17 protein-coding genes are annotated in these 18,293 nt (G+C 66.4%); 11 read left to right on the top strand and 6 right to left on the bottom strand.

What is annotated here, in order from left to right; translation table 11 throughout:
• Positions 1–11 precede the first annotated feature (11 nt).
• A complete protein-coding gene (locus AC5RVZ_RS22460) occupies positions 12–1,151 on the bottom strand; it encodes a glutamate--cysteine ligase (RefSeq protein ID WP_494067855.1) in 1,140 nt (379 codons plus the stop codon).
• 317 nt (positions 1,152–1,468) lie between these two features.
• On the opposite strand from AC5RVZ_RS22460, the gene AC5RVZ_RS22455 reads away from it, so the two are divergent.
• The 4 genes from AC5RVZ_RS22455 (at position 1,469) to AC5RVZ_RS22440 (ending at position 5,044) form a co-directional block, all read left to right on the top strand.
• The gene (locus tag AC5RVZ_RS22455; RefSeq protein ID WP_494067854.1) at positions 1,469–1,960 is read left to right on the top strand and encodes a cation:proton antiporter regulatory subunit; all 492 of its coding nucleotides are present in this window, start codon (positions 1,469–1,471) and stop codon (positions 1,958–1,960) included.
• Positions 1,961–1,962: 2 nt separating this feature from the next.
• Positions 1,963–3,147, top strand: a complete 1,185-nt coding sequence (locus AC5RVZ_RS22450) for a cation:proton antiporter (protein ID WP_494067853.1) — start codon at positions 1,963–1,965, stop codon at positions 3,145–3,147.
• 81 nt (positions 3,148–3,228) lie between these two features.
• Positions 3,229–3,654, top strand: a complete 426-nt coding sequence (locus AC5RVZ_RS22445) for a GNAT family N-acetyltransferase (RefSeq protein ID WP_494067852.1) — start codon at positions 3,229–3,231, stop codon at positions 3,652–3,654.
• Between the two features lie 271 nt (positions 3,655–3,925).
• Positions 3,926–5,044 (top strand): aminotransferase class V-fold PLP-dependent enzyme, encoded by a 1,119-nt coding sequence (locus AC5RVZ_RS22440; protein ID WP_494067851.1) that lies wholly within the window; start codon positions 3,926–3,928, stop codon positions 5,042–5,044.
• A gap of 163 nt (positions 5,045–5,207) precedes the next feature.
• Here AC5RVZ_RS22440 and AC5RVZ_RS22435 read toward each other — a convergent pair whose 3' ends face one another.
• Positions 5,208–5,894, bottom strand: coding sequence for a TetR/AcrR family transcriptional regulator (locus AC5RVZ_RS22435; RefSeq protein ID WP_494067850.1), 687 nt, complete (start codon positions 5,892–5,894; stop codon positions 5,208–5,210).
• Between the two features lie 77 nt (positions 5,895–5,971).
• Between AC5RVZ_RS22435 and AC5RVZ_RS22430 the strand changes: the two genes are divergently transcribed.
• Positions 5,972–6,265, top strand: a complete 294-nt coding sequence (locus AC5RVZ_RS22430) for a hypothetical protein (RefSeq protein WP_494067849.1) — start codon at positions 5,972–5,974, stop codon at positions 6,263–6,265.
• A 692-nt stretch (positions 6,266–6,957) separates the two neighbouring features.
• On the opposite strand, the gene AC5RVZ_RS22425 is transcribed toward AC5RVZ_RS22430, so the two are convergent.
• On the bottom strand, positions 6,958–9,345 hold the full coding sequence (locus tag AC5RVZ_RS22425; protein WP_494067848.1) for an ATP-binding cassette domain-containing protein: 2,388 nt from the start codon (positions 9,343–9,345) through the stop codon (positions 6,958–6,960).
• 185 nt (positions 9,346–9,530) lie between these two features.
• Positions 9,531–10,472: a 5'-3' exonuclease gene (locus tag AC5RVZ_RS22420; RefSeq protein WP_494067847.1), complete on the bottom strand. Its 942-nt coding sequence runs from the start codon at positions 10,470–10,472 to the stop codon at positions 9,531–9,533.
• Positions 10,473–10,533: 61 nt separating this feature from the next.
• Here AC5RVZ_RS22420 and AC5RVZ_RS22415 point away from each other — a divergent pair, with 61 nt between their 5' ends.
• Together AC5RVZ_RS22415 and AC5RVZ_RS22410 are read left to right on the top strand one after the other, a co-directional pair.
• Positions 10,534–11,436, top strand: a complete 903-nt coding sequence (locus AC5RVZ_RS22415) for a hypothetical protein (RefSeq protein ID WP_494067846.1) — start codon at positions 10,534–10,536, stop codon at positions 11,434–11,436.
• Between the two features lie 38 nt (positions 11,437–11,474).
• Positions 11,475–12,107 carry a peptide deformylase gene (locus AC5RVZ_RS22410; protein ID WP_494067845.1) on the top strand — a complete coding sequence of 211 codons (633 nt, stop codon included), beginning with the start codon at positions 11,475–11,477 and terminating at the stop codon, positions 12,105–12,107.
• Between the two features lie 99 nt (positions 12,108–12,206).
• On the opposite strand, the gene AC5RVZ_RS22405 is transcribed toward AC5RVZ_RS22410, so the two are convergent.
• Positions 12,207–14,279 carry a S9 family peptidase gene (locus tag AC5RVZ_RS22405; RefSeq protein ID WP_494067844.1) on the bottom strand — a complete coding sequence of 691 codons (2,073 nt, stop codon included), beginning with the start codon at positions 14,277–14,279 and terminating at the stop codon, positions 12,207–12,209.
• Between the two features lie 74 nt (positions 14,280–14,353).
• Here AC5RVZ_RS22405 and AC5RVZ_RS22400 point away from each other — a divergent pair, with 74 nt between their 5' ends.
• The gene (locus tag AC5RVZ_RS22400; RefSeq protein WP_494067843.1) at positions 14,354–15,256 is read left to right on the top strand and encodes a methyltransferase domain-containing protein; all 903 of its coding nucleotides are present in this window, start codon (positions 14,354–14,356) and stop codon (positions 15,254–15,256) included.
• On the opposite strand, the gene yczE is transcribed toward AC5RVZ_RS22400, so the two are convergent.
• Positions 15,253–15,930 carry a membrane protein YczE gene (gene yczE / locus AC5RVZ_RS22395; protein WP_494067842.1) on the bottom strand — a complete coding sequence of 226 codons (678 nt, stop codon included), beginning with the start codon at positions 15,928–15,930 and terminating at the stop codon, positions 15,253–15,255. The genes AC5RVZ_RS22400 and yczE overlap by 4 nt on opposite strands.
• A gap of 267 nt (positions 15,931–16,197) precedes the next feature.
• Here yczE and AC5RVZ_RS22390 point away from each other — a divergent pair, with 267 nt between their 5' ends.
• From AC5RVZ_RS22390 to AC5RVZ_RS22380, 3 genes are all read left to right on the top strand, one after another.
• Positions 16,198–16,671, top strand: a complete 474-nt coding sequence (locus tag AC5RVZ_RS22390; RefSeq protein ID WP_494067841.1) for an NfeD family protein — start codon at positions 16,198–16,200, stop codon at positions 16,669–16,671.
• Positions 16,672–16,731: 60 nt separating this feature from the next.
• Positions 16,732–17,667 (top strand): SPFH domain-containing protein, encoded by a 936-nt coding sequence (locus AC5RVZ_RS22385; RefSeq protein WP_494067840.1) that lies wholly within the window; start codon positions 16,732–16,734, stop codon positions 17,665–17,667.
• A 271-nt stretch (positions 17,668–17,938) separates the two neighbouring features.
• Positions 17,939–18,286, top strand: a complete 348-nt coding sequence (locus AC5RVZ_RS22380) for an RNA polymerase-binding protein RbpA (RefSeq protein ID WP_493978444.1) — start codon at positions 17,939–17,941, stop codon at positions 18,284–18,286.
• Positions 18,287–18,293 lie beyond the last annotated feature (7 nt).

Raw genomic sequence — 18,293 nt, 5'->3', positions numbered from 1 at the left:
CAGCGGGGAGCTCACAGGATGCCGGCCGCAAGGTGCGTGTTCCTGACGGCATCGAAGACGACGTCCGTGAGTCTGTGCTGGCGCGCGAGGACTCCCCGCTGCCTTGCCGCGCCGGTCCCGTCGCGAAGGATTCCCTCGACGACGGCCCGTATGGGATCCAGATCGTCCGTTTCCGCCAACACGGGTCCGACATGTTCGAGCAGGGCGGCGACCACGTTTCGGGCCGGGGCGCGGTCGCCCTTCAAGGGGTGGAGCAGTTCTTCTTCCAGTCCCGACCTGCTGGCCCGCCAGGAAGCAAGACGCAGCAGCTCCGCCGGTACCGGAGGCGGCGGGCTGCCGTCGCTCCATTGCCGGGCAGCCGTCTCCACCAGGGCCCGGCACAAGGCGGCAACGGCGGCGGCGTGTTCCGCTTGCAGGCATACGTCGGCCACGCGGATCTCGACCGTCGGATGCCGTTGACCAAGCCGCGCGTCGAAATAGATCATCCCCTTGTCCAGCAGCACGTCGCACTCGAGCAGCATCCCCAACAGTTGGTGGTAGGCATCGGCGGAGCCGAAGATGCCGGTCGGCCCGGCGGTGGGCCACCGTTTCCAGACCTGGTAGCGGAAGCTGGCGTAGCCGCTATCCACGCCTTGCCAGAAGGGGGAGTTGGTGCTCAGCGCGAGCAGGACCGGCAGCCAGACGCGGATCCGGTCAAGCACGGCAACGGCTTCCTCATCGGAGGCCACGGAGACGTGCACGTGGAACCCGCACGTCAGTTGTTCGCGCAAGGTCATCCCGAACCGGGATTCCATGGCCTGGTATCGCGGGCGCGGCACGAGGCTGGTGGTGGCGGGCAGGGGATAGGTGCCCAATGCCGCAGCCCTGGCGCCAAAAGGCCGCGCCTGTCGGTCGGCCTCCTCGCGCCCGGCCCTGATCCCCGCGGCCAGGTCCTGCAGATCCTTGTACGGGGCCGACACCGCTTCGAGCTGCTCCTGCTTGACCTCCGACATCAGGCTGCCCTTGTAGCCGCCGCGGGACGCAGTATCCGCGGGTGCATCCAGCGTCGCAGGGTGTCCCTGCTCCCGGAGCAGTTGTTCCGAGACGGACGCTAGGGCGCCGGTCTTGGCGTCCACCAAAAGCAGCTCTTCCTCCACGCCAAAGGTTCGCATGCTGTTTAGTGTTCACCACAGGCGGGCTTGGCGAAAGATCGCCACGGCTCGCGGGACCTTCCGTGGGGGCGGACGCGGCACGGTGACGGAAAGTCATCCAGGTTGGTCAGCTTCGGCTGCGGAGATGACCGCATCCAGGGGTCCCACCGGACTGCAAAACGGGATACCGTAGCCGACACGGAGACGCGCTTGCATCTCCGGCAGGGCCCGCAACCGATCAGAATCCATCGGCCTGATCTTCGGCAAGGCCGCTTTGCACTCCGGGGTCTGTGCCGTTGTGGGCCGGGTAATATCGGCCTTCAACCTAGGATCGTGCTGTGGAAATCGTCGAAACCATGCTCCCCGGCGTCGGCATGCGATATGACCTGAAGACGAGGACCAACGTCAATTTTTCCCTGGTGATAGACCGGAATGGCGGCGCCGACATCCTGACCTTTGACGAAGCCGATCCGGACCGGGCAGTCAGCAAGCTCCAATTGGAACCGGAAGAAGCGTTACAGCTGGCCGAGCTATTGGGCGCGCCCCGGATCATGCAACGCTTTGCGGATCTCTCCCGGGAGGTCCCGGGATTGGAAACGAGCCGCTTCGCCGTTCGGCCCAACTCACCGTATGCGGGCCGGCCGCTGGGGGACAGCAAGGCCCGCAGCCGGACGGGGTGCTCAATCGTGGCGATCATACGCGGGGAGCGCGTGATCACGGGCCCCACCCCACAAGAGCATCTCTTAGCCAACGATGACCTGATAGCCCTGGGGTCGGCCGATGGGCTGGCCGCACTCGAAGCTCTCATCAATGCGCCGACCGCCACCTGAACGTGACACACCTGTCGCTCCTCCTGATCGAACTGGGAGTGCTGTTCACCGTCCTCTCCGGGCTCGGGTTCCTGGCACACAGGCTTGGCCTTTCACCGGTCCCGTTTTACCTCCTTTCCGGGTTGCCGTTCGGAGAGGACGGGCTGCTGCCGGTGCATGCAGCGGGGCCCTTTGTGGAAACCGCGGGGGAGATCGGCATCGTCCTTTTGCTGCTCCTGCTGGGGCTCGAGTTCTCCGCGGCCGAGCTGATGTACAGCCTCAAGCGGCATCGGGTCTCGGGTTTGATCGATTTCCTGCTGAACGCGGTACCCGGGTTCCTGTTGGGACTGGTGCTGCAGCTGCCGTGGCAGGCGGCTATGGCACTTGGGGGAGTCACCTGGATATCCTCGTCCGGCATCATCGCCAGGCTGTTGAATGACCTGGGCCGGTTGGGAAATCGGGAGACGCCGGCGGTGCTGTCGATACTGGTTTTGGAGGACATCGCCATGGCGCTGTTCCTTCCAATCCTGGTTGTGGTTCTTGCCGGCGGCGGAGCCTGGCAGGCAGCCGGGGGAGTTGCCCTGGCCGCAAGCGCCGTGACGCTCGCCCTTGTCGCGGCACGCAAGGCCGGGTACCGGATGGGACGTCTGCTGTCTCATCCCCAGAATGAACAGGTCATGTTGCGCCTCCTCGGCATTACATTGGCCGTTGCCGGCGTGGCCGAGGGGATGGGCGCCAGTGCGGCAGTCGGCGCTTTCCTGGTGGGCATAGCGATTCCCCAGCACTTTGCCGACCGTGCCCGGCACGTTTTGAGCCCGCTGCGCGATCTCTTTGCAGCGATCTTCTTTGTGACCTTCGGCCTGGCCATCGATCCTGCGGACATGTGGCCAATCCTGCCTGCAGCACTGCTGCTGTCCGTCGTGACCGCTGCTACCAAACTGGGTACAGGCTGGTGGGCAGCAGGAAAGGAAGGCGTTCGGCAGCGTGGACGGCTCCGGGCGGGGGCCGCCCTGATCACCCGGGGGGAGTTTTCCGTCGTCATTGCGGGTTTGGCCGTTGCGGCAGGCTACACAGTGGTGGGGCCCATCGCCGCGGCATATGTGATGATCCTGGCGGTCGCAGGTCCTCTTCTGGCCCGCTTCAGCGACGCCTGGATGCCTCGTGCGGGCGGTAAGGACCTGCCGAAACCGGGTCCCGAACCGAGGTGAAGGACCTCCATGGCGTAGCCGGGGACGCGGGACTCCACCGGCATTAATTGCCGAGGGATATCGCAGTGCAACACTAGGTCCGTGGCTGCTTTCACGATATCGACCGCCCTGCCAGTCTCCGATGCAGAACTGCTTTCGCTCTATGAGTCTGTCGGTTGGACTGCTTACACCAACAACCCAGATCTGCTCTATTGTGCGATAAGGAACTCCTCCTTCGTAGCAGTGGCTCGGACTCAACACGGCAGGCTAATAGGCCTCGCACGGGCCGTTTCGGACGATGCAACAATCTGTTATGTGCAAGACATCTTGGTACACCCGGCGTTTCAGGGAACCGGCGTCGGACGCGCCCTTTTTGATCAGGTGAGGGAGCGGTACCAGCACGTTCGGCAAACGGTGCTCATCACTGATGATGAACCTCGGCAGCGCGCCTTCTACCAATCCATGGGACTGACCGAGGGATCGGATTTCGAAGCTGGCCCGGTTCGAGTCTTCGCTCGGTTCCGCTAAGCGCATCCGTCCGGGAAGGCCTCTCGAACCTTGGAAGGGGAGGCGCACTGGCCCGGGCCGGCTTCGCTCGTGGGGCCACATCGAGACTACTGGTAACCACCATTATCGACCGAGCAGGGGGGACTCGATCCCTTTTGGAAGTTCCTTCTGGGGAAACGCCTCTAGGGCTGGCCGGGCCTCAGTATTGGCAATACGATGAAAGCGTTCTCTACCCCGGCTAATGGTTGGGCCCACGTTTCTAACGGTGCTCGGGTTCTATGGAGGCGCTCTAATGTCGGTTGCTGACCTCCGGGGGCTGTTTCCCGGGCTCGGAGACACTATTTATCTCAACACAGCGAGCATGAACGTTGGCTGTACCCCGGCCCGTGAAGCCTATGAGCGGTCGGTTGAGCAGTGGGCTGTGGGGAAGTTCAATTGGAGCGAAGCAGAACGGGCCGGGGAGGACGCTCGCAGCGTCTTCGCTGAGATCATCGGCGCCACTGCCGCGGACGTCGCCATCGTTCCGGCGGTGAGTACCGCCGCTGGGATTGTGGCCGCTAATCTGCCGTGGGCGAACCGTGGTGAGAACATCGTTGTCGCTGACAATGAGTTCACGTCAAACTACTATCCGTGGCTGCTGCTACGAGAGCGCGGCTACGAAGTGCGGACCGTGTCGCCAGCGGGGGAGGACGTGTCGATCGAAGAGTTTGACCTAGCTGCGGACGGCGGGACCCGGCTCATAGCTGTAAGTGCAGTTCATTCAGCCAACGGCTTCCGAGCCAACCTGAAAGCCATCAGCAAGATCGCGAGAAACTCCGGAGCATGGTTTTTCGTTGATGCCTGCCAAGCTGCTGGGGCGGTACCGCTGGACGTCGTGCGCGACGGCGTCGACTTCCTCGCCGCCGCAAGCCACAAATTCTTGCTCGGCTCGCGTGGTATGGGCTACCTCTATGTCCGGCCTGAGTTGTTGGATCGCATACATCCGGTCGGCCCGGGGTGGAAGGCAGCACGAAAACCAGCAGAGAGCTTCTACGGGCCAGTGATGGACCTGTCACCCACTGCTTCTAAACTCGATGCCTCGCTGGCCTGGTTTCCAGCAATGGCAGAGCAGGCGGCATTAGGCATCTTCCGCCGGTTTGGGACGACTGCGCTTCTGGAGCGCAACGCTCAGTTGGCGACCCGCCTGCAGGACGCACTGACAGCACAGGGCTTGGCCTTTCGGCCCATCGCTGCGGAGAACCGTTCCACCATTTTTTCCGTCCAGGCCGACGACACCGAAGCGGTCCTTGAGCGATTTAATCAGGCCAATGTGGTCGCTTCTGTTCGTGCCGGCAGGATTCGGCTGGCCGTTCATTTTTACAACTCCGAGGACGAACTGGATCGAGTCGCGGCGCTTATTGTCCATTCTTGAACTGACTCATTCGGTGCGCGGCGTGGCACCCCGTCATCTCCAACGTTATCTATCTACATGCGATGCTCCGCGCCTGGACAAGCGCTAGGAACTCGCCGATTGACCCCTCTCTATGGCCTCAGGCAACTAGCCTCACATAACGTCGGCTATCGACCACCTGCCTCTAGTGGTGGGCGGGGCTTGTCCCATCGTGGGGCGCGGCGGGGGAGCGGAGGAGTTGTAAGCAGAAGGCGTCGCCCAGCCATCGCTCGTACTCTTCGTCGGTCCAGCCGCGGTTTGAGACCAGGAGTTGCCACACATTCGGGTGGTTAAGCGTCCAGAGGATGTCAGTTGCCCTCGAGACGTTCAGCGATGGGGCGAGGGATCCGCTGGCATGGAGTTGCTCGACGATGGCGCGCTGCACATCGAGGAGTTTCCCTTGGATGCCTGCCCAGAGGTCGGCGATCTCGGGGTCGGCTGACGCGGCGGTGCGGATCATTTCCAGTAACGCTCCGGACCGGGTTTTAACGCGGCGTCCCTGGGCTGCGACCAAGCGGAGCTTCCGTTCCGGGTCGGGTTCCTCGACCACGGCTTGGTACCAGTCCCGTTCCAAGACAGGCAGCTTTGCTTCTTCAGCGCCGAACCGGGCGCCCCATAGCGTGTGCACCAGCGCTGCCTTGGTGGCGAAGTAGACGTAAATCGTCTTCAGCGCTACGCCTGCTTCTTCGGCAATGGCGGGCATCGATGTTGAGGGGTAGCCCTGGCGCTCAAAGAGCCGCTGGGCAGCGTCAAGGATTGCCTTGCGCGTCGCCTCCGCCTGTTCCCGGCGGCGGGGTGAATCGTACCTGCGGCTCTTGACCGTTGTTCCCATAAGAGTAGAATATCAACGTAATGATTACATGTGCCGGGTAATGAATGCTCGGCAACTGTAGGGAAGGATGAGAACCAATGGCAACGCTGCGGATCGACCTTCAGGTTCGTGACTATGAGATGTGGAGGAGCGCCTTCGAGAACGACGCCGCCGGACGGGAGCGCTCCGGAGCGCGGGGCTACCGGATATTCCGCCCTGCGGAGCAGGACCATGAAGTAATGCTCGACATTGACTTCGACTCGGTAGCCGAAGCCGGCGCGTTCCTCGACACCCTGCGCACCAAGGTGTGGCCATCCCCGGAGAAGTCTCCGGCCAAGGTCGGCGAGGCCAAAACGCACATCCTGGAGATGGTCGAGGCCCGGGAGTACTGACTATCCCGCGGAAACACTCTCTTCCAGGCAACCCATCCTGCCTGAATCTATGCGGCACGCATGCCTCGAACTTCACGGGTGGCCCAACCATCAGAACCAAGCCCGCCAATAGGCGGCTCAAACGACCAGCCTTCATAACGTCGGCTATCAGCCGACCAGAGCGGATTGGCAGAAGGGGCTGGACGCCAGAGTCGCCCAAGGATGACGGAGGAGGGGGTTCTTGAATCGGATGCAAGAACCACTGTTCTACTTGACATAATGTGGATTATCGGCGTTACGGAAAGGCCCAAGCCGTGGCGGTTCGCCTCCTGCTGTGGCGCATGCTTAATCGGTCGTTGGCTGCGTGTCCTACCCAGTTTTGCGAAGTACCGGCCTGCACCCGCTGGCCGGAACATCTCGTGGCAGGCCGACTGTGTGCTGCTGGCCGCTCCAATGATCCATGACGTTCACAGTCACACGAGCTCACGGCCGAACGCCGGCTACAGGCAGCCAGAGCTCGATGTCACGCCATTTGGGCGGCGAATTCGAGGCGAGACCCGATAGTGGGCTGGAAAGGCTGTTTTCCGGCAACCGCGAGTGCAGGGATCCCTCGCAATGAAGTCGTCGCTCCCCTGAAACCAGCAGTAGCTTGACATAACTCTGCACCCACCTGCTGCCGCCGGAGTTCGGGACTCCGGCGGCTGCTTTAGTCCTCAGGCACCGACGTAGGCCGCCAGGTGCTTGCCGGTCAACGTGGAACGATCGGCGACGAGATCGGCCGGCGTCCCCTCGAAGACAATGCGGCCGCCGGCATGCCCCGCCCCGGGCCCGATGTCGATAATCCAGTCGGCGTGCGCCATGACGGCCTGATGGTGCTCGATCACGATGACCGACTTGCCGGAGTCGACGAGGCGGTCCAGCAGGCCGAGCAGCTGCTCGACGTCGGCCAGGTGAAGTCCCGTCGTTGGCTCATCGAGCACGTAGACGTCGCCCTTGTCGGCCATTTGTGTCGCCAGCTTGAGCCGTTGCCTTTCGCCGCCGGACAGCGTGGTGAGCGGTTGGCCGAGCGTCATGTAGCCGAGTCCCACGTCGGCGAGCCGCTCCAGGATCTTGTGGGCGGCCGGGGTGCGCGCATCGCCCGTGCCGAAGAACTCCTCGGCCTCGGTCACCGGCATGGCGAGCACCTCCGCGATGTTCCGGCCGCCGAGCGTGTATTCCAGCACCGCCGCCTGGAACCGCTTCCCCTCGCATTCCTCGCAGGTGGACTCGACGGTCTCCATGATGCCCAGTTCGGTGTAGATGACGCCGGCGCCGTTGCAAACGGGGCACGCGCCCTCGGAGTTGGAGCTGAACAGAGCCGGCTTGACGCCGTTGGCCTTGGCGAATGCCTTGCGGATCGGCTCGAGCAATCCCGTGTAGGTGGCAGGATTGCTGCGCCGTGACCCTTTGATCGCTCCCTGATCTATCACCACGACGCCGGGGCGGCGCGCGACCGAGCCGTGGATCAGCGAACTCTTGCCCGAGCCGGCGACCCCGGTGATCACCGCAAGCACTCCGAGCGGGACGTCGACGTCCACGTCCTGAAGGTTGTGCGTCGAGGCGCCCCGAACCTCCAGGGCACGCGTGAACGGGCGGACCGACTCCTTCAGGGACGCCCGGTCGTCGAAGTGGCGGCCGGTGGTGGTGTCGCTCCCCCGCAGTTCCTCAACGCTGCCTTCGAAGCAGATCGTCCCGCCCGACGTGCCCGCGCCCGGCCCGAGATCCACGACGTGGTCGGCAATGGCTATGGTCTCGGGCTTGTGCTCCACCACCAGCACGGTGTTGCCCTTGTCCCGCAACTGAAGCAGCAACTGGTTCATCCGCTCGATGTCATGGGGGTGCAGGCCGATGGTGGGTTCATCAAACACGTAGGTTACGTCGGTGAGCGACGAGCCCAGGTGGCGGATCATCTTGGTGCGCTGTGCCTCTCCCCCGGACAACGTCCCCGCCGGCCGGTCGAGCGACAAGTAACCCAATCCGATCTCCGCAAACGAATCGAGCAGGTGCTGCAGGCCGGTGAGCAGCGGCGCGACCGACGGCTCTTTTAGATCGCGGATCCACTCGGCCAGGTCGCTGATCTGCATCCGGCAAAGATCTGCGATGTTCTTGCCGCGGATTTTCGACGACAGCGCCTCCTGCGCGAGCCGGGTCCCGTTGCAATCGGGACAGGTGGCAAAGGTGATCGCGCGGTCCACGAAGGCCCGGATGTGCGGCTGCATCGCCTCACGGTCCTTGGAGAGCATCGATTTCTGGACCTTGGGAATCAAGCCCTCATACGTGAGGTTGATCCCCTCCACCTTGATCTTGGTCGGCTCCGAATAGAGCAGCTGGTGGAGCTCCTTCTTGGTGAACTTCGCAATCGGCTTGTCCATCGGCAGTCCTGCGCCGCTGAAGATGCGGCCGTACCACCCGTCCATGCTGTAGCCGGGTACCGTCAGCGCGCCTTCGGAAAGCGACTTCGTCTCGTCGTAGAGCGCGGACAGGTCGAAATCGCTGACCGAGCCCATGCCCTCGCAACGCGGGCACATCCCGCCGAGGCGGTTGAAGGTCGCCTTCTCCGCCTTGGTCTTGCCGCCGCGCTCGACCGTGATGGCCCCGCTGGCCTTGACCGACGGGACGTTGAAGGAGAAGGCGTTGGGCGACCCGATAGACGGGTCGCCCAGCCTGCTGAAGAGGATCCGCAGCATGGCGTTGGCGTCGGTGGCCGTGCCCACGGTGGAACGCGGGTTGGCGCCCATCCGTTCCTGGTCCACGATGATTGCGGTGGTCAGGCCGGCGAGGAAGTCGACCTCGGGACGCGACAAGGTCGGCATGAAGCCCTGGACGAACGCGCTGTAGGTCTCGTTGATCAGGCGCTGCGACTCCGCGGCAATGGTGCTGAACACCAGCGAACTCTTGCCCGATCCCGAGACCCCGGTAAACACCGTGAGCCGCCGTTTAGGGATCTCGATATTGATGTCCCTGAGGTTGTTCACCCGGGCGCCCTGCACCCGGATCAGGTCGTGGCTGTCCGCCGAATGCACTGACGCCGGTTGCAGGTCCCTCGTCGTGGCCGTGCTCATTGCTGTCTCCATCCCTTGGGTGCCTCGCCCGCACGGCCCGACCCTGCGCCAGCAAGGCCGCTGTCCGCTCGGTTCGTGTGCCTGGCCTGCGGGCGCCACTCCGCCCGCCGCGGCAACGATTACGTCTTTACCTTAATGGACTTGTCCGGAACCCGCTCCGGATTTTTGGTCCGCCGCGGCCGGCGTTACTCTGCCGCCTCGCCGACCGCCTCAAGCGCTTGGCGGATGCGGCGGGACGGTCCGCCCAGGTTCAGGTCCTTCGCGAGCTGCTCAAGCCGTTCTGCCTCTTCGGGGCGCAGCGGCCGGAGGGTGGCATCGAACGTCCCGAGCTCCAGGTCGCGGACAACGCCGACAACGGTCGGGGCGACGTCGAGGTAATCGGCGGCCTCCGTGATCTTGGCCCGCATCCGTGCGGCCATGGCAGCCGTTGGGTCCGCTGCCGCCGCAACGATTCCGCCGAGGCTGCCGTAGTCCTTCAGCAGCCCGGCCGCCGTCTTGTCGCCGATGCCCGCAACTCCGGGCAAGCCGTCGGACGTGTCCCCGCGCAACGTGGCGAAGTCCGCGTACTGGCTGGGCAGCACGCTGTACTTGCGCACCACCGACACGTCGGTCATCACCTCGAGGTTGCTCATGCCCCGCGCCGTGTAGATCACCCGCACCGCGCGGTCGTCGTCCACCAACTGGAAGAGGTCCCGGTCCCCCGTGACGATGTCCACGGGCACGTCGGCCTGGGCCGCGAGACTGCCGATGACGTCGTCGGCCTCGTGATGGTCCGCGCCGATGACGGCGACGTTGAGCGCGTCGAGCACCTCGCGGATCAGGGGCAGCTGTTCCACCAGGCCCGCCGGCGTCTCCTCGATATCGAGGCCGTCCGGCACCGGCCTGGCCACGCGGTGGCTCTTGTAGGTGGGGAGCAGCTCGACCCGCCACGCGGGGCGCCAGTCGTTGTCCCAGCAGGCCACCAGCCGGGTGGGTCGGTAGTCGGTGATCAGCCGGGCCATGATGTCGAGCAGCCCGCGCACGGCGTTCACGGGGGTGCCGTCCTTGGCTTTGATCGTGTCCGGCAGGGCGTGGAAGGCCCGGAAGTACAGCGACGCGGTGTCGAGGAGCATCAATCGTTCGGCCACAGGTTGCCCTTTCGCTGCCGGTGAGGAGCACGTCCACTGGAGTTGGTACTACCTTAGTGGCATGGTTCCCGGTCCCCTGCGGTACCGCAGCGGCTTGGTGGTGCTGCTGATGACGGCGGCCCTGCTGGCCGCATGTTCGGGCGCTCCCGGGAGCCTCTCCCCTGCATCCCCGAGCGCCCGGAACCTGATCGCTGCCGCCGTGGACCAGAGCCGGGCCGACTACACGGACCGGGTGGTCAACCTCATGATCACCAACACCTCCGCGCAGCCCCTGCTCGTCACCTCCGCGGCGCTGCATTCCCCGCTTTACGACGACGCCGCCGACTGGAAGCCGACGCGCACCGGCGGGACCAAGGTGTCGCCCGGTGCGACGGTGAGCCTGCCGGCTGACCTGCCGGCCGCCCGGTGCTCCGCCGGTCCGTCCCCGACTGCTGCAGAGCATCGGATAGCGGTGACCCTGGACGGCGAGGGCTCCGCGCCGGGCACGGTGGAAGTTCCTGCCGGCGATCCGCACGGTGTGCTCTCGCGCAACTACACCGGGGACTGCCTGGCGCAGGCGGCGGCTTCGGTGGCCGGGCTTCGGGTCAACCCCGGGCTTCAGGTGCTGGCCGGGCGCGGCGCGGCCGTCGTCGGAATTGATGTCCAGCCGTCCGGCGGGAAGGGGTCGCTGGTCATCGAATCCTTCGGGACCACCACCTTGCTCAGCGAAGACGCCGAACACCCGTGGCCCAAAGACATCCGGGTGGCCGGGACGGATCCGGTGTCGCGGCTGGCCCTGCGCGTCGTGCCGACCCGCTGCGATCCCCATGCGCTGGCCGAGGACAAGCTGGGCACCAAGATTCCGGTATCCATCAGGACGGCGAGCGGACACGGCGTACTGCGGCTGGACGGCGGACGGGATTTCACCCGGGAGATATACCGGTTCATTACCGACGCCTGCTCCTCCGCGGACCGGAGCGGCTAGCGGCGCAGGAAGGGCCGGCGCGCCCTACACTGGCAGCTGTGACTGACTACCCTGCGGAACGCCTGCGCGATCTGGTCCATGCGCTGGCCGCCTCCGGTGACCCTGCCCCCATCCTGCAGGTAGGCGAGCCCGTGCTGAGGCAGCCCGCCGCGACGTTCGACGGCCAACTGGACGACGCGGACCTGAACGCCCTGCTCGCGCTCCTGCGCCGGACCATGCATGCGGCGCCCGGCGTCGGGCTGGCGGCGCCGCAGATCGGAATCCCGCTGCGCATCGCGGTCCTCGAGGATACCTTCCAGCCGGACGTGGAGGTGGCCGCAACCCGTGAACGAGCCCCGCTCCCCTACTTCGCCATCATCAATCCGTCCTACCGCGCCCGCGGCGACGAGACAGCCGCATTCTATGAGGGGTGCCTGTCCTTCGCGGGCTACCAGGCGGTGGTCGAACGCCCCCGCAGCGTCGACCTCGACTTCGAACGGCCCGACGGTGGGCGCGCACGCGAAACCTTCTCGGGCTGGCAGGCCAGGATCGTGCAGCACGAAACGGACCATCTCTCGGGCACGATCTACGTGGACAAGATGCAGCCCCGGTCCCTGAGCGGCAATGACGAATACACCCGGCACTGGGCGCAGCCGACGATCGACCGGGCACGCGCCGGCCTGGCCTTCTAGCTCCGCACCGTGCCGGCACGTCGCCGGCCGGCACGGTGCCGGGCCGGAAACGAAACGGAACGTGCCGACCCCGGCCCTGCCGCCGGCCCGGCCGCCGGACTACGCCCGTGTTGCGGGATCCGGTTCGGCGGCTGCCGCGTGTCCGCCGTCGTTGTTCTGCGCCGTGGGAAGGTGGGCCGCCCACCAGCCCAGGATCTCGTCGAAGCGCTGCTTCCGGTGCCACGGCGTACCGGTACGGGACAGCTCGTGGTTCTCCCCGGGGAAGATCAGCAGTTGCGTGGGGACGCCGCGCTGCTTGAGGCCCACGTAGTAGCGCTGGGCCTGTTCCAGCGGGCAACGCAGGTCGTCTTCGGAATGGATGACGAACACCGGCGTCCGGACGGAATCCAGCCCGGCGAACGGGTTCTGGCCGCGCACCTGCTCCGGATCAGTGCCGGTGTATTCGTCCGAAAAGAACCAGCCGATGTCCGAGGAACCGACGAACGACGGCGGATCCAGGTAGCCCCGCTCCACGATTGCGGCAGTGAACCGGTGGTCCCGGGACACCGTCCAGGCGGTCAAGTAGCCACCGTAGGATCCGCCCATGATGCCCTGCCGCGTGCCGTCCAGCTGCGGGTACTTGGCGATGGATCCCTCCAGGAATGCCAGGACGTCGGCCATGGCGAGGGCTCCCATGGAGCCCTTGACGGCGCGCCCGTGCGCCTGCCCGTAGCCCGCTGAACCGCGGGGGTTGCACATGACGACGGCGTAGCCGGCCCGGGCGTAGACCTGTGCCTCGTCGAAAACCTCCCAGCCGTACTGCGCGAACGGCCCGCCGTGGATGTTCAGCAGCACGGCGTGCGGCCCCCGGCCCTCGGGCAGCAGCACCCAGCCGTGCACCGGGTACCCGTCGGCCGAAGCGAAGGTCGCTTCCCGCGGCGCAATGATGCCGGAGTCCCGCAGCGCAGCGGAAAAATCTGTCAGGCGGGTCAGTCCGCTGCCGGTCACGAGCCCCAGGTCGCCGGCGGTCGACGCGTCCGAGAAACTCACCACGGTGCGGCCCGCCGCCCGGTCGGCCGCCGCTGCGGTCAGCGGGCCGTCGACCAGGACGGCTATGCCGCCGGTTGCCGGGACTTCCACCAGCTGCACGGCGCCGCGGTGCCGGTTCAGGGCCAGCACCGCATCCGGACCGGCCGCCACCAGCGTGCCTTCGGCCAGGTCCGTCCCCTCCGGATCGGTCAGGCGGCGCACGTCGTGGGGGGCGGAGACCGGAGCCGCGTACAGCGCGGCATTCTGCGCCACGAAGTCCCTCCCGCCGCCGATCAGGCTGCCCAGGTAGAACAGCCAGCGGCCGTCGGCGCTGGGCCGCGGCGACGCGGCGGCCAGGAGCGGCCCGGAAAGGTTGGACATCAGCCGCGGACTGCCGCCGGCATCGTCGGGCTCCAGCGCGAACACGTCCCGGCGCAGGTCCTCGTCGGCTCCCTCGTGGAGGGCCGCGGTGAAGTAGAGCGTGCGGCCGTCGGGGCTGAAGGCCGGGCCGTCATGGTCGGCGTCCGCGAACGTCAGCCGGCGCGCCTCGGGCACGGCGGTAAAATCGGCTTCGCCGTCCCGGCCCGCCTGGCGGGCGGCGCGGCCGACCGGAGCGACCGGCGGTTCGGCCTGCACATCCGGTGCGTCCACCGCGAACAGCTGGGCACGCTTGTCCCCGGTATAGCCGACCCCGTTCAGGCGGTACTTGTAGCCGGTGACCAGCCGGGGATCCTCGGCTCCGGGACCAACGCCGTCCATCGTGCCGTAGCGTCCGCCGGCGGGGACCCGGGCCGCGAAGACCAGGCGGCGTGAGTCCGGGGACCAGACGAACGAGGAGACACCCAGTTTCTCGTCGGTGACCGCGACCGGCTCCCCGCCCCGGCTGTCCACCACCATCAGTTGCGCCCGTTCCCCCGGTCCGGCCGCGCGGAGGAACGCCAGGCAGAGCCCGTTGGGCGAGTAGGCGGGTGCCGTGTCCCGGAAACCGCGCGTGAGGCGGCGCGGCGCGGCACCGCCGTCGTCCAGCGGGACTTCCCACAGCTGCCCCACGTAGCTGTCCGACGCAAAGTCTGGATGCGTGGCCGAAACCGCGGCCCTGCCGCCGTCCGGATGGAGCGTGGGGGCGGACACGGAATTTAATAAAGCAATGTCTTCAGATCGCACGACTGTGAGCCTAGTCTCACCAGCAGGCCGGAGCCAATCGGCCGATCATCGTCCGGCTTTGCCTAGGATGGAGCATGCCCTCCGCCCCGCACTTCCCGGACCTGATCCCGCTGCTGCTCTGCCCGGTCTGCGGGGAAGGACTGATAGTCGCCGGGCCCTCCCCGGCCCAAGGGCTCCGCTGCGCGGACGGCCACCAGTACGACGGCGCCCGGCAGGGGTATGTCAATATGCTCACCGGGCGCGGCACCCGGTTCATTCCGGACAGTGCCGACATGGTCTCCGCCCGGGAGGCGTTCCTGGGTGCCGGCCACTACGCACCCCTGGCGGAGCAGCTATCCCGGACGGTCGGCGCCCTCCGGCACGGCTCCCCCGCTCCCGTGGTGCTGGATGCCGGCGCCGGCACCGGCTACTACCTCGCAGCCGTCCTCAAGGGGCTGGGCGACGGGCGGGCCGTGGCGCTGGACCTGTCCAAGTTCGCCCTCCGGCGCGCGGCCCGGACGCTGCCGGATGCCTTGTGCCTGGTCTGGGACCTCTGGAAGCCGCTGCCGCTGGCGGCCGGGACCGTGGACCTGATCCTCAACGTGTTTGCCCCCCGCAACCCGGCCGAATTCGCCCGGGTGCTGAAACCGAACGGGCACCTGGTGGTCGCCACAGCTGCGCCGGGGCACCTGGACGAGCTGCGTGACGTGGTCCCGCTGCTGGCCGTCGATAGCGACAAGGCTGACCGGCTGGGGGCGGCCCTGGGCGGCGAATTCGAAGAGCTGGCCGCCGATCCGCTGCAGGTGCCGCTTCAGTTGGACACGGAGGACATCGTGCGGCTGGTGATGATGGGGCCCAACGCCCACCACACCGACGCCGACGCGGTGCGTGCGGCCGTCGGGGAGGCCGGTCGACCGCTTCAGGTCACCGCGCGTTTCACCGTGAGTACGTACCGGCGCCGAGGCCGCGGCGGGGAGCCCGTCCGCCCCGCCGGCTAGCGCGGCCGGGAGCCCGAGCGCCCCCGCTGGCCGCGGCCGGCCCTGGCTGGGGTTTTCTTCCGGACACCCGGATTCAGGTCGACGAACATCCACTTCAAAAACAGCTGGATCAAGGGTCCGATGGCCAGGACGAACACGAGCGTGCCGAGGCCCACGACGCCGCCGAGCAGCCACCCGGCGAGGGTCGCCGCCGCTTCGATGCCGGTGCGGACTATCCAGACCTGCCAGCCGGTGGCGGCGTGCAGGCCGGTCATCAGGCCGTCCCGGGGGCCGGGTCCGAGGCCTGCCCCGATATACAGCGCGCTGGCCGCCGCCAGCAGGACCAGTCCGGCAGTGAACGAGAGAACCTGCGCGGCCAGGTGGTCCCAGAACGGGATGAGCAACAGCCCGAAGTCGGCGAAAAACCCGACGAGGATGGCGTTCGCGACCGTTCCCGCGCCCGGCTTTTGCCGCAGCGGGATCCACAACAGCAGCACGGCCGCGCTGATCGCCACCGTGGCCCAGCCGAAGCTGATGCCCGTGGTCCTGGCCACGCCCTGGCTGAGCACATCCCAGGGGGCCGAGCCAAGGTTGGCCCGGATCATCAGCGCAATGGCGATCCCGTAGGCGAAGAGGCCGGCCAGCAGCCGCAGGGTCTTCAGGAACAGCCGATTGCTGGTCAGCAGGGTTCGCATGGCCCGCTCCGGGGTGCGCGGCAGGGCGCGGTGTTCAGCACTGGATCATCCTATCCAGCAACGCACCCCGGCCCGCCGGACGGCCTTTCTGGTCACAACTTGGCCACGAAACGCCCCGCACCGCCCGGAAGTGGCGAATTTCACTCCGCCCACGCGCCGTCGTCGGGCATGATGGTGGTATCAAGGGCAGCAGCAGCCCGCGGTTCATGCACGCGTGAAAGAGGCAGGCCTACGCGACTGCGGCTGCTCCAACATCAGGGGGTACTGATGATCGAATGGCTCGTCGCCAACAGCTGGGTCCTCTGGCTGGCCGTGTTCCTGATCCTGGCCATCGTCGAAATGATGACGCTGGACCTCTTCTTCATCATGATGTCCTCCGGCGCGCTCGTGGCCCTGTTCGGAGCGCTGCTCGGCCTGCCCTTCTGGATGCAGGTGGTCATCTTCTGCGTGGTCGCGCTGCTGATGGTGCTTTTCGTCCGACCGGTAGCGCTGCGGCATCTGCGCAGCGGACCGCGGGACCTCGCCACCAACATTGACCGGCTGATCGGCGAATCGGCGATGACCCTCGAATCCGTCACCGGCCATTCCGGCGTGGTGAAGATTGGCGGTGACACCTGGTCGGCCCGGTCGGCGGACGGGTCTGCCATCCCAGCCGGCCAGCGCGTTTCGGTGGCTCGGATCGAGGGGGCAACCGCCGTCGTGACACCGCAGCGCGCAGACGGGCCGCTGCCGGCCCAGTAAGACCCGGGCGGGCATCGTGCCGGCACCGTGACCCACTGACACCACTCTTAGAGGGGAACTATGGATAGCAATATCGGAATCTGGATCGTGCTGCTGGTCCTGATCGTCTTCGTCGTGATCGTGCTGGTCCGCGCCGTGCGGATCATCCCGCAGGCACGGGCAGGCGTCGTGGAACGGCTGGGCAAGTACCAGCGCACGCTGAACCCCGGGCTGACCATCCTGATCCCCTTCGTGGACCGGCTGCTGCCGCTGCTGGATCTGCGCGAACAGGTCGTGTCCTTTCCGCCGCAGCCGGTCATCACCGAAGACAACCTGGTAGTCTCCATCGACACCGTCGTCTACTTCCAGGTGACCGATGCCCGCGCCGCGACCTATGAGATCGCCAATTACATCCAGGCCGTGGAGCAGCTGACCACCACCACGCTCCGCAACGTCGTGGGCGGCCTGAACCTGGAAGAGGCGCTGACCTCACGCGACCAGATCAACGGCCAGCTCCGCGGCGTCCTGGACGAGGCCACCGGACGCTGGGGCATCCGCGTCTCCCGCGTGGAGCTCAAGGCGATCGATCCGCCCCACTCCATCCAGGACTCGATGGAAAAGCAGATGCGGGCCGAGCGCGACCGCCGGGCGGCCATCCTGACCGCCGAAGGCACGAAACAGTCTCAGATCCTGACGGCCGAAGGCCAGCGCCAGGCGGCCATCCTCGCCGCCGAGGGCGACGCCAAGGCAGCGATCCTGCGCGCCGACGGCGAGGCCCAGGCAATTCAGAAGGTGTTCGACGCCATCCACAAGGGCAACCCGACGCAGAAGCTGCTGGCCTACCAGTACCTGCAGACGCTGCCCAAGATCGCCGAAGGCGAGTCGAACAAGCTCTGGATCATCCCCAGCGAGGTCGGCGAAGCGCTCAAGGGCATCGGCAACCTGCTGGGAACGGCGACGCCGGACAGCGAGACGGCCCCGGCCGCCTCAATGAGCGGCAGCGAGCTGCGCGGCTGAGACAGCAGAAACAGGCACGGGGCCGGGAGCCCGGAGCGTCAGCGGGTCGGATGCTCCCGGCTCCCGGCTTTGGTTTACCCTGGACCGCTGCCCGGACTATAATGGGTGGTTTGCCGGGAAGTTGCCGCCTACAACCATCCTTGACGCAGGCGGGATTCGCGTTATCATCGCGGCCGGGAACAGACGGCCGCCCGCCGACGTTGAGACTGTTAGCGAGCCATCGCGGACGCGGTCCAGCCGCCGGTCCGCCACAAGACAAGAGGGAGAGATCATGAGCGATCGTAGCCTGCGGGGTATGCGCCTCGGAGCGCAGAGCATGGAGACTGAATCCGGTGTCGAACCGGCTCCGCGCCAGCGCGTTGAGTACCGTTGCGAGGACGGCGAGCAGGTGTTCGTGACCTTTGCCGCAGAAGCCGAGATCCCCCCGGTATGGGTTTCCAAGTCGGGCAAGGAAGCACTCCTGGTCAACGGAGAAAAGCCCGTGGATCCGAATGCCAAGCCGGTGCGCACCCACTGGGACATGCTGCTGGAACGCCGCAGCGTTGAGGAGCTCGAACAGATCCTCGAGGACCGCCTGACCAAGCTGCGCGAACGCCGCGGGGAACGGCGCACGGCTTAAGGCCTGA

This window comes from Arthrobacter sp. Cza30, assembly GCF_059090765.1.
The sequence above is the reverse complement of the archived record's forward strand: the minus strand, read 5'-3'. Positions and strand labels throughout refer to the sequence as shown.

Bases quoted from the DNA above. Each gene is read 5' to 3' on its own strand.
- AC5RVZ_RS22425 (WP_494067848.1), bottom strand. From the start codon at position 9,345: ATGAGCACGGCCACGACGAGGGACCTGCAACCGGCGTCAGTGCATTCG.
- AC5RVZ_RS22385 (WP_494067840.1), top strand. From the start codon at position 16,732: ATGGATAGCAATATCGGAATCTGGATCGTGCTGCTGGTCCTGATCGTC.
- AC5RVZ_RS22460 (WP_494067855.1), bottom strand. From the start codon at position 1,151: ATGCGAACCTTTGGCGTGGAGGAAGAGCTGCTTTTGGTGGACGCCAAG.
- AC5RVZ_RS22380 (WP_493978444.1), top strand. From the start codon at position 17,939: ATGAGCGATCGTAGCCTGCGGGGTATGCGCCTCGGAGCGCAGAGCATG.
- AC5RVZ_RS22400 (WP_494067843.1), top strand. From the start codon at position 14,354: ATGCCCTCCGCCCCGCACTTCCCGGACCTGATCCCGCTGCTGCTCTGC.
- AC5RVZ_RS22415 (WP_494067846.1), top strand. From the start codon at position 10,534: ATGGTTCCCGGTCCCCTGCGGTACCGCAGCGGCTTGGTGGTGCTGCTG.
- AC5RVZ_RS22440 (WP_494067851.1), top strand. From the start codon at position 3,926: ATGTCGGTTGCTGACCTCCGGGGGCTGTTTCCCGGGCTCGGAGACACT.
- AC5RVZ_RS22430 (WP_494067849.1), top strand. From the start codon at position 5,972: ATGGCAACGCTGCGGATCGACCTTCAGGTTCGTGACTATGAGATGTGG.
- AC5RVZ_RS22390 (WP_494067841.1), top strand. From the start codon at position 16,198: ATGATCGAATGGCTCGTCGCCAACAGCTGGGTCCTCTGGCTGGCCGTG.
- yczE (WP_494067842.1), bottom strand. From the start codon at position 15,930: ATGCGAACCCTGCTGACCAGCAATCGGCTGTTCCTGAAGACCCTGCGG.
- AC5RVZ_RS22435 (WP_494067850.1), bottom strand. From the start codon at position 5,894: ATGGGAACAACGGTCAAGAGCCGCAGGTACGATTCACCCCGCCGCCGG.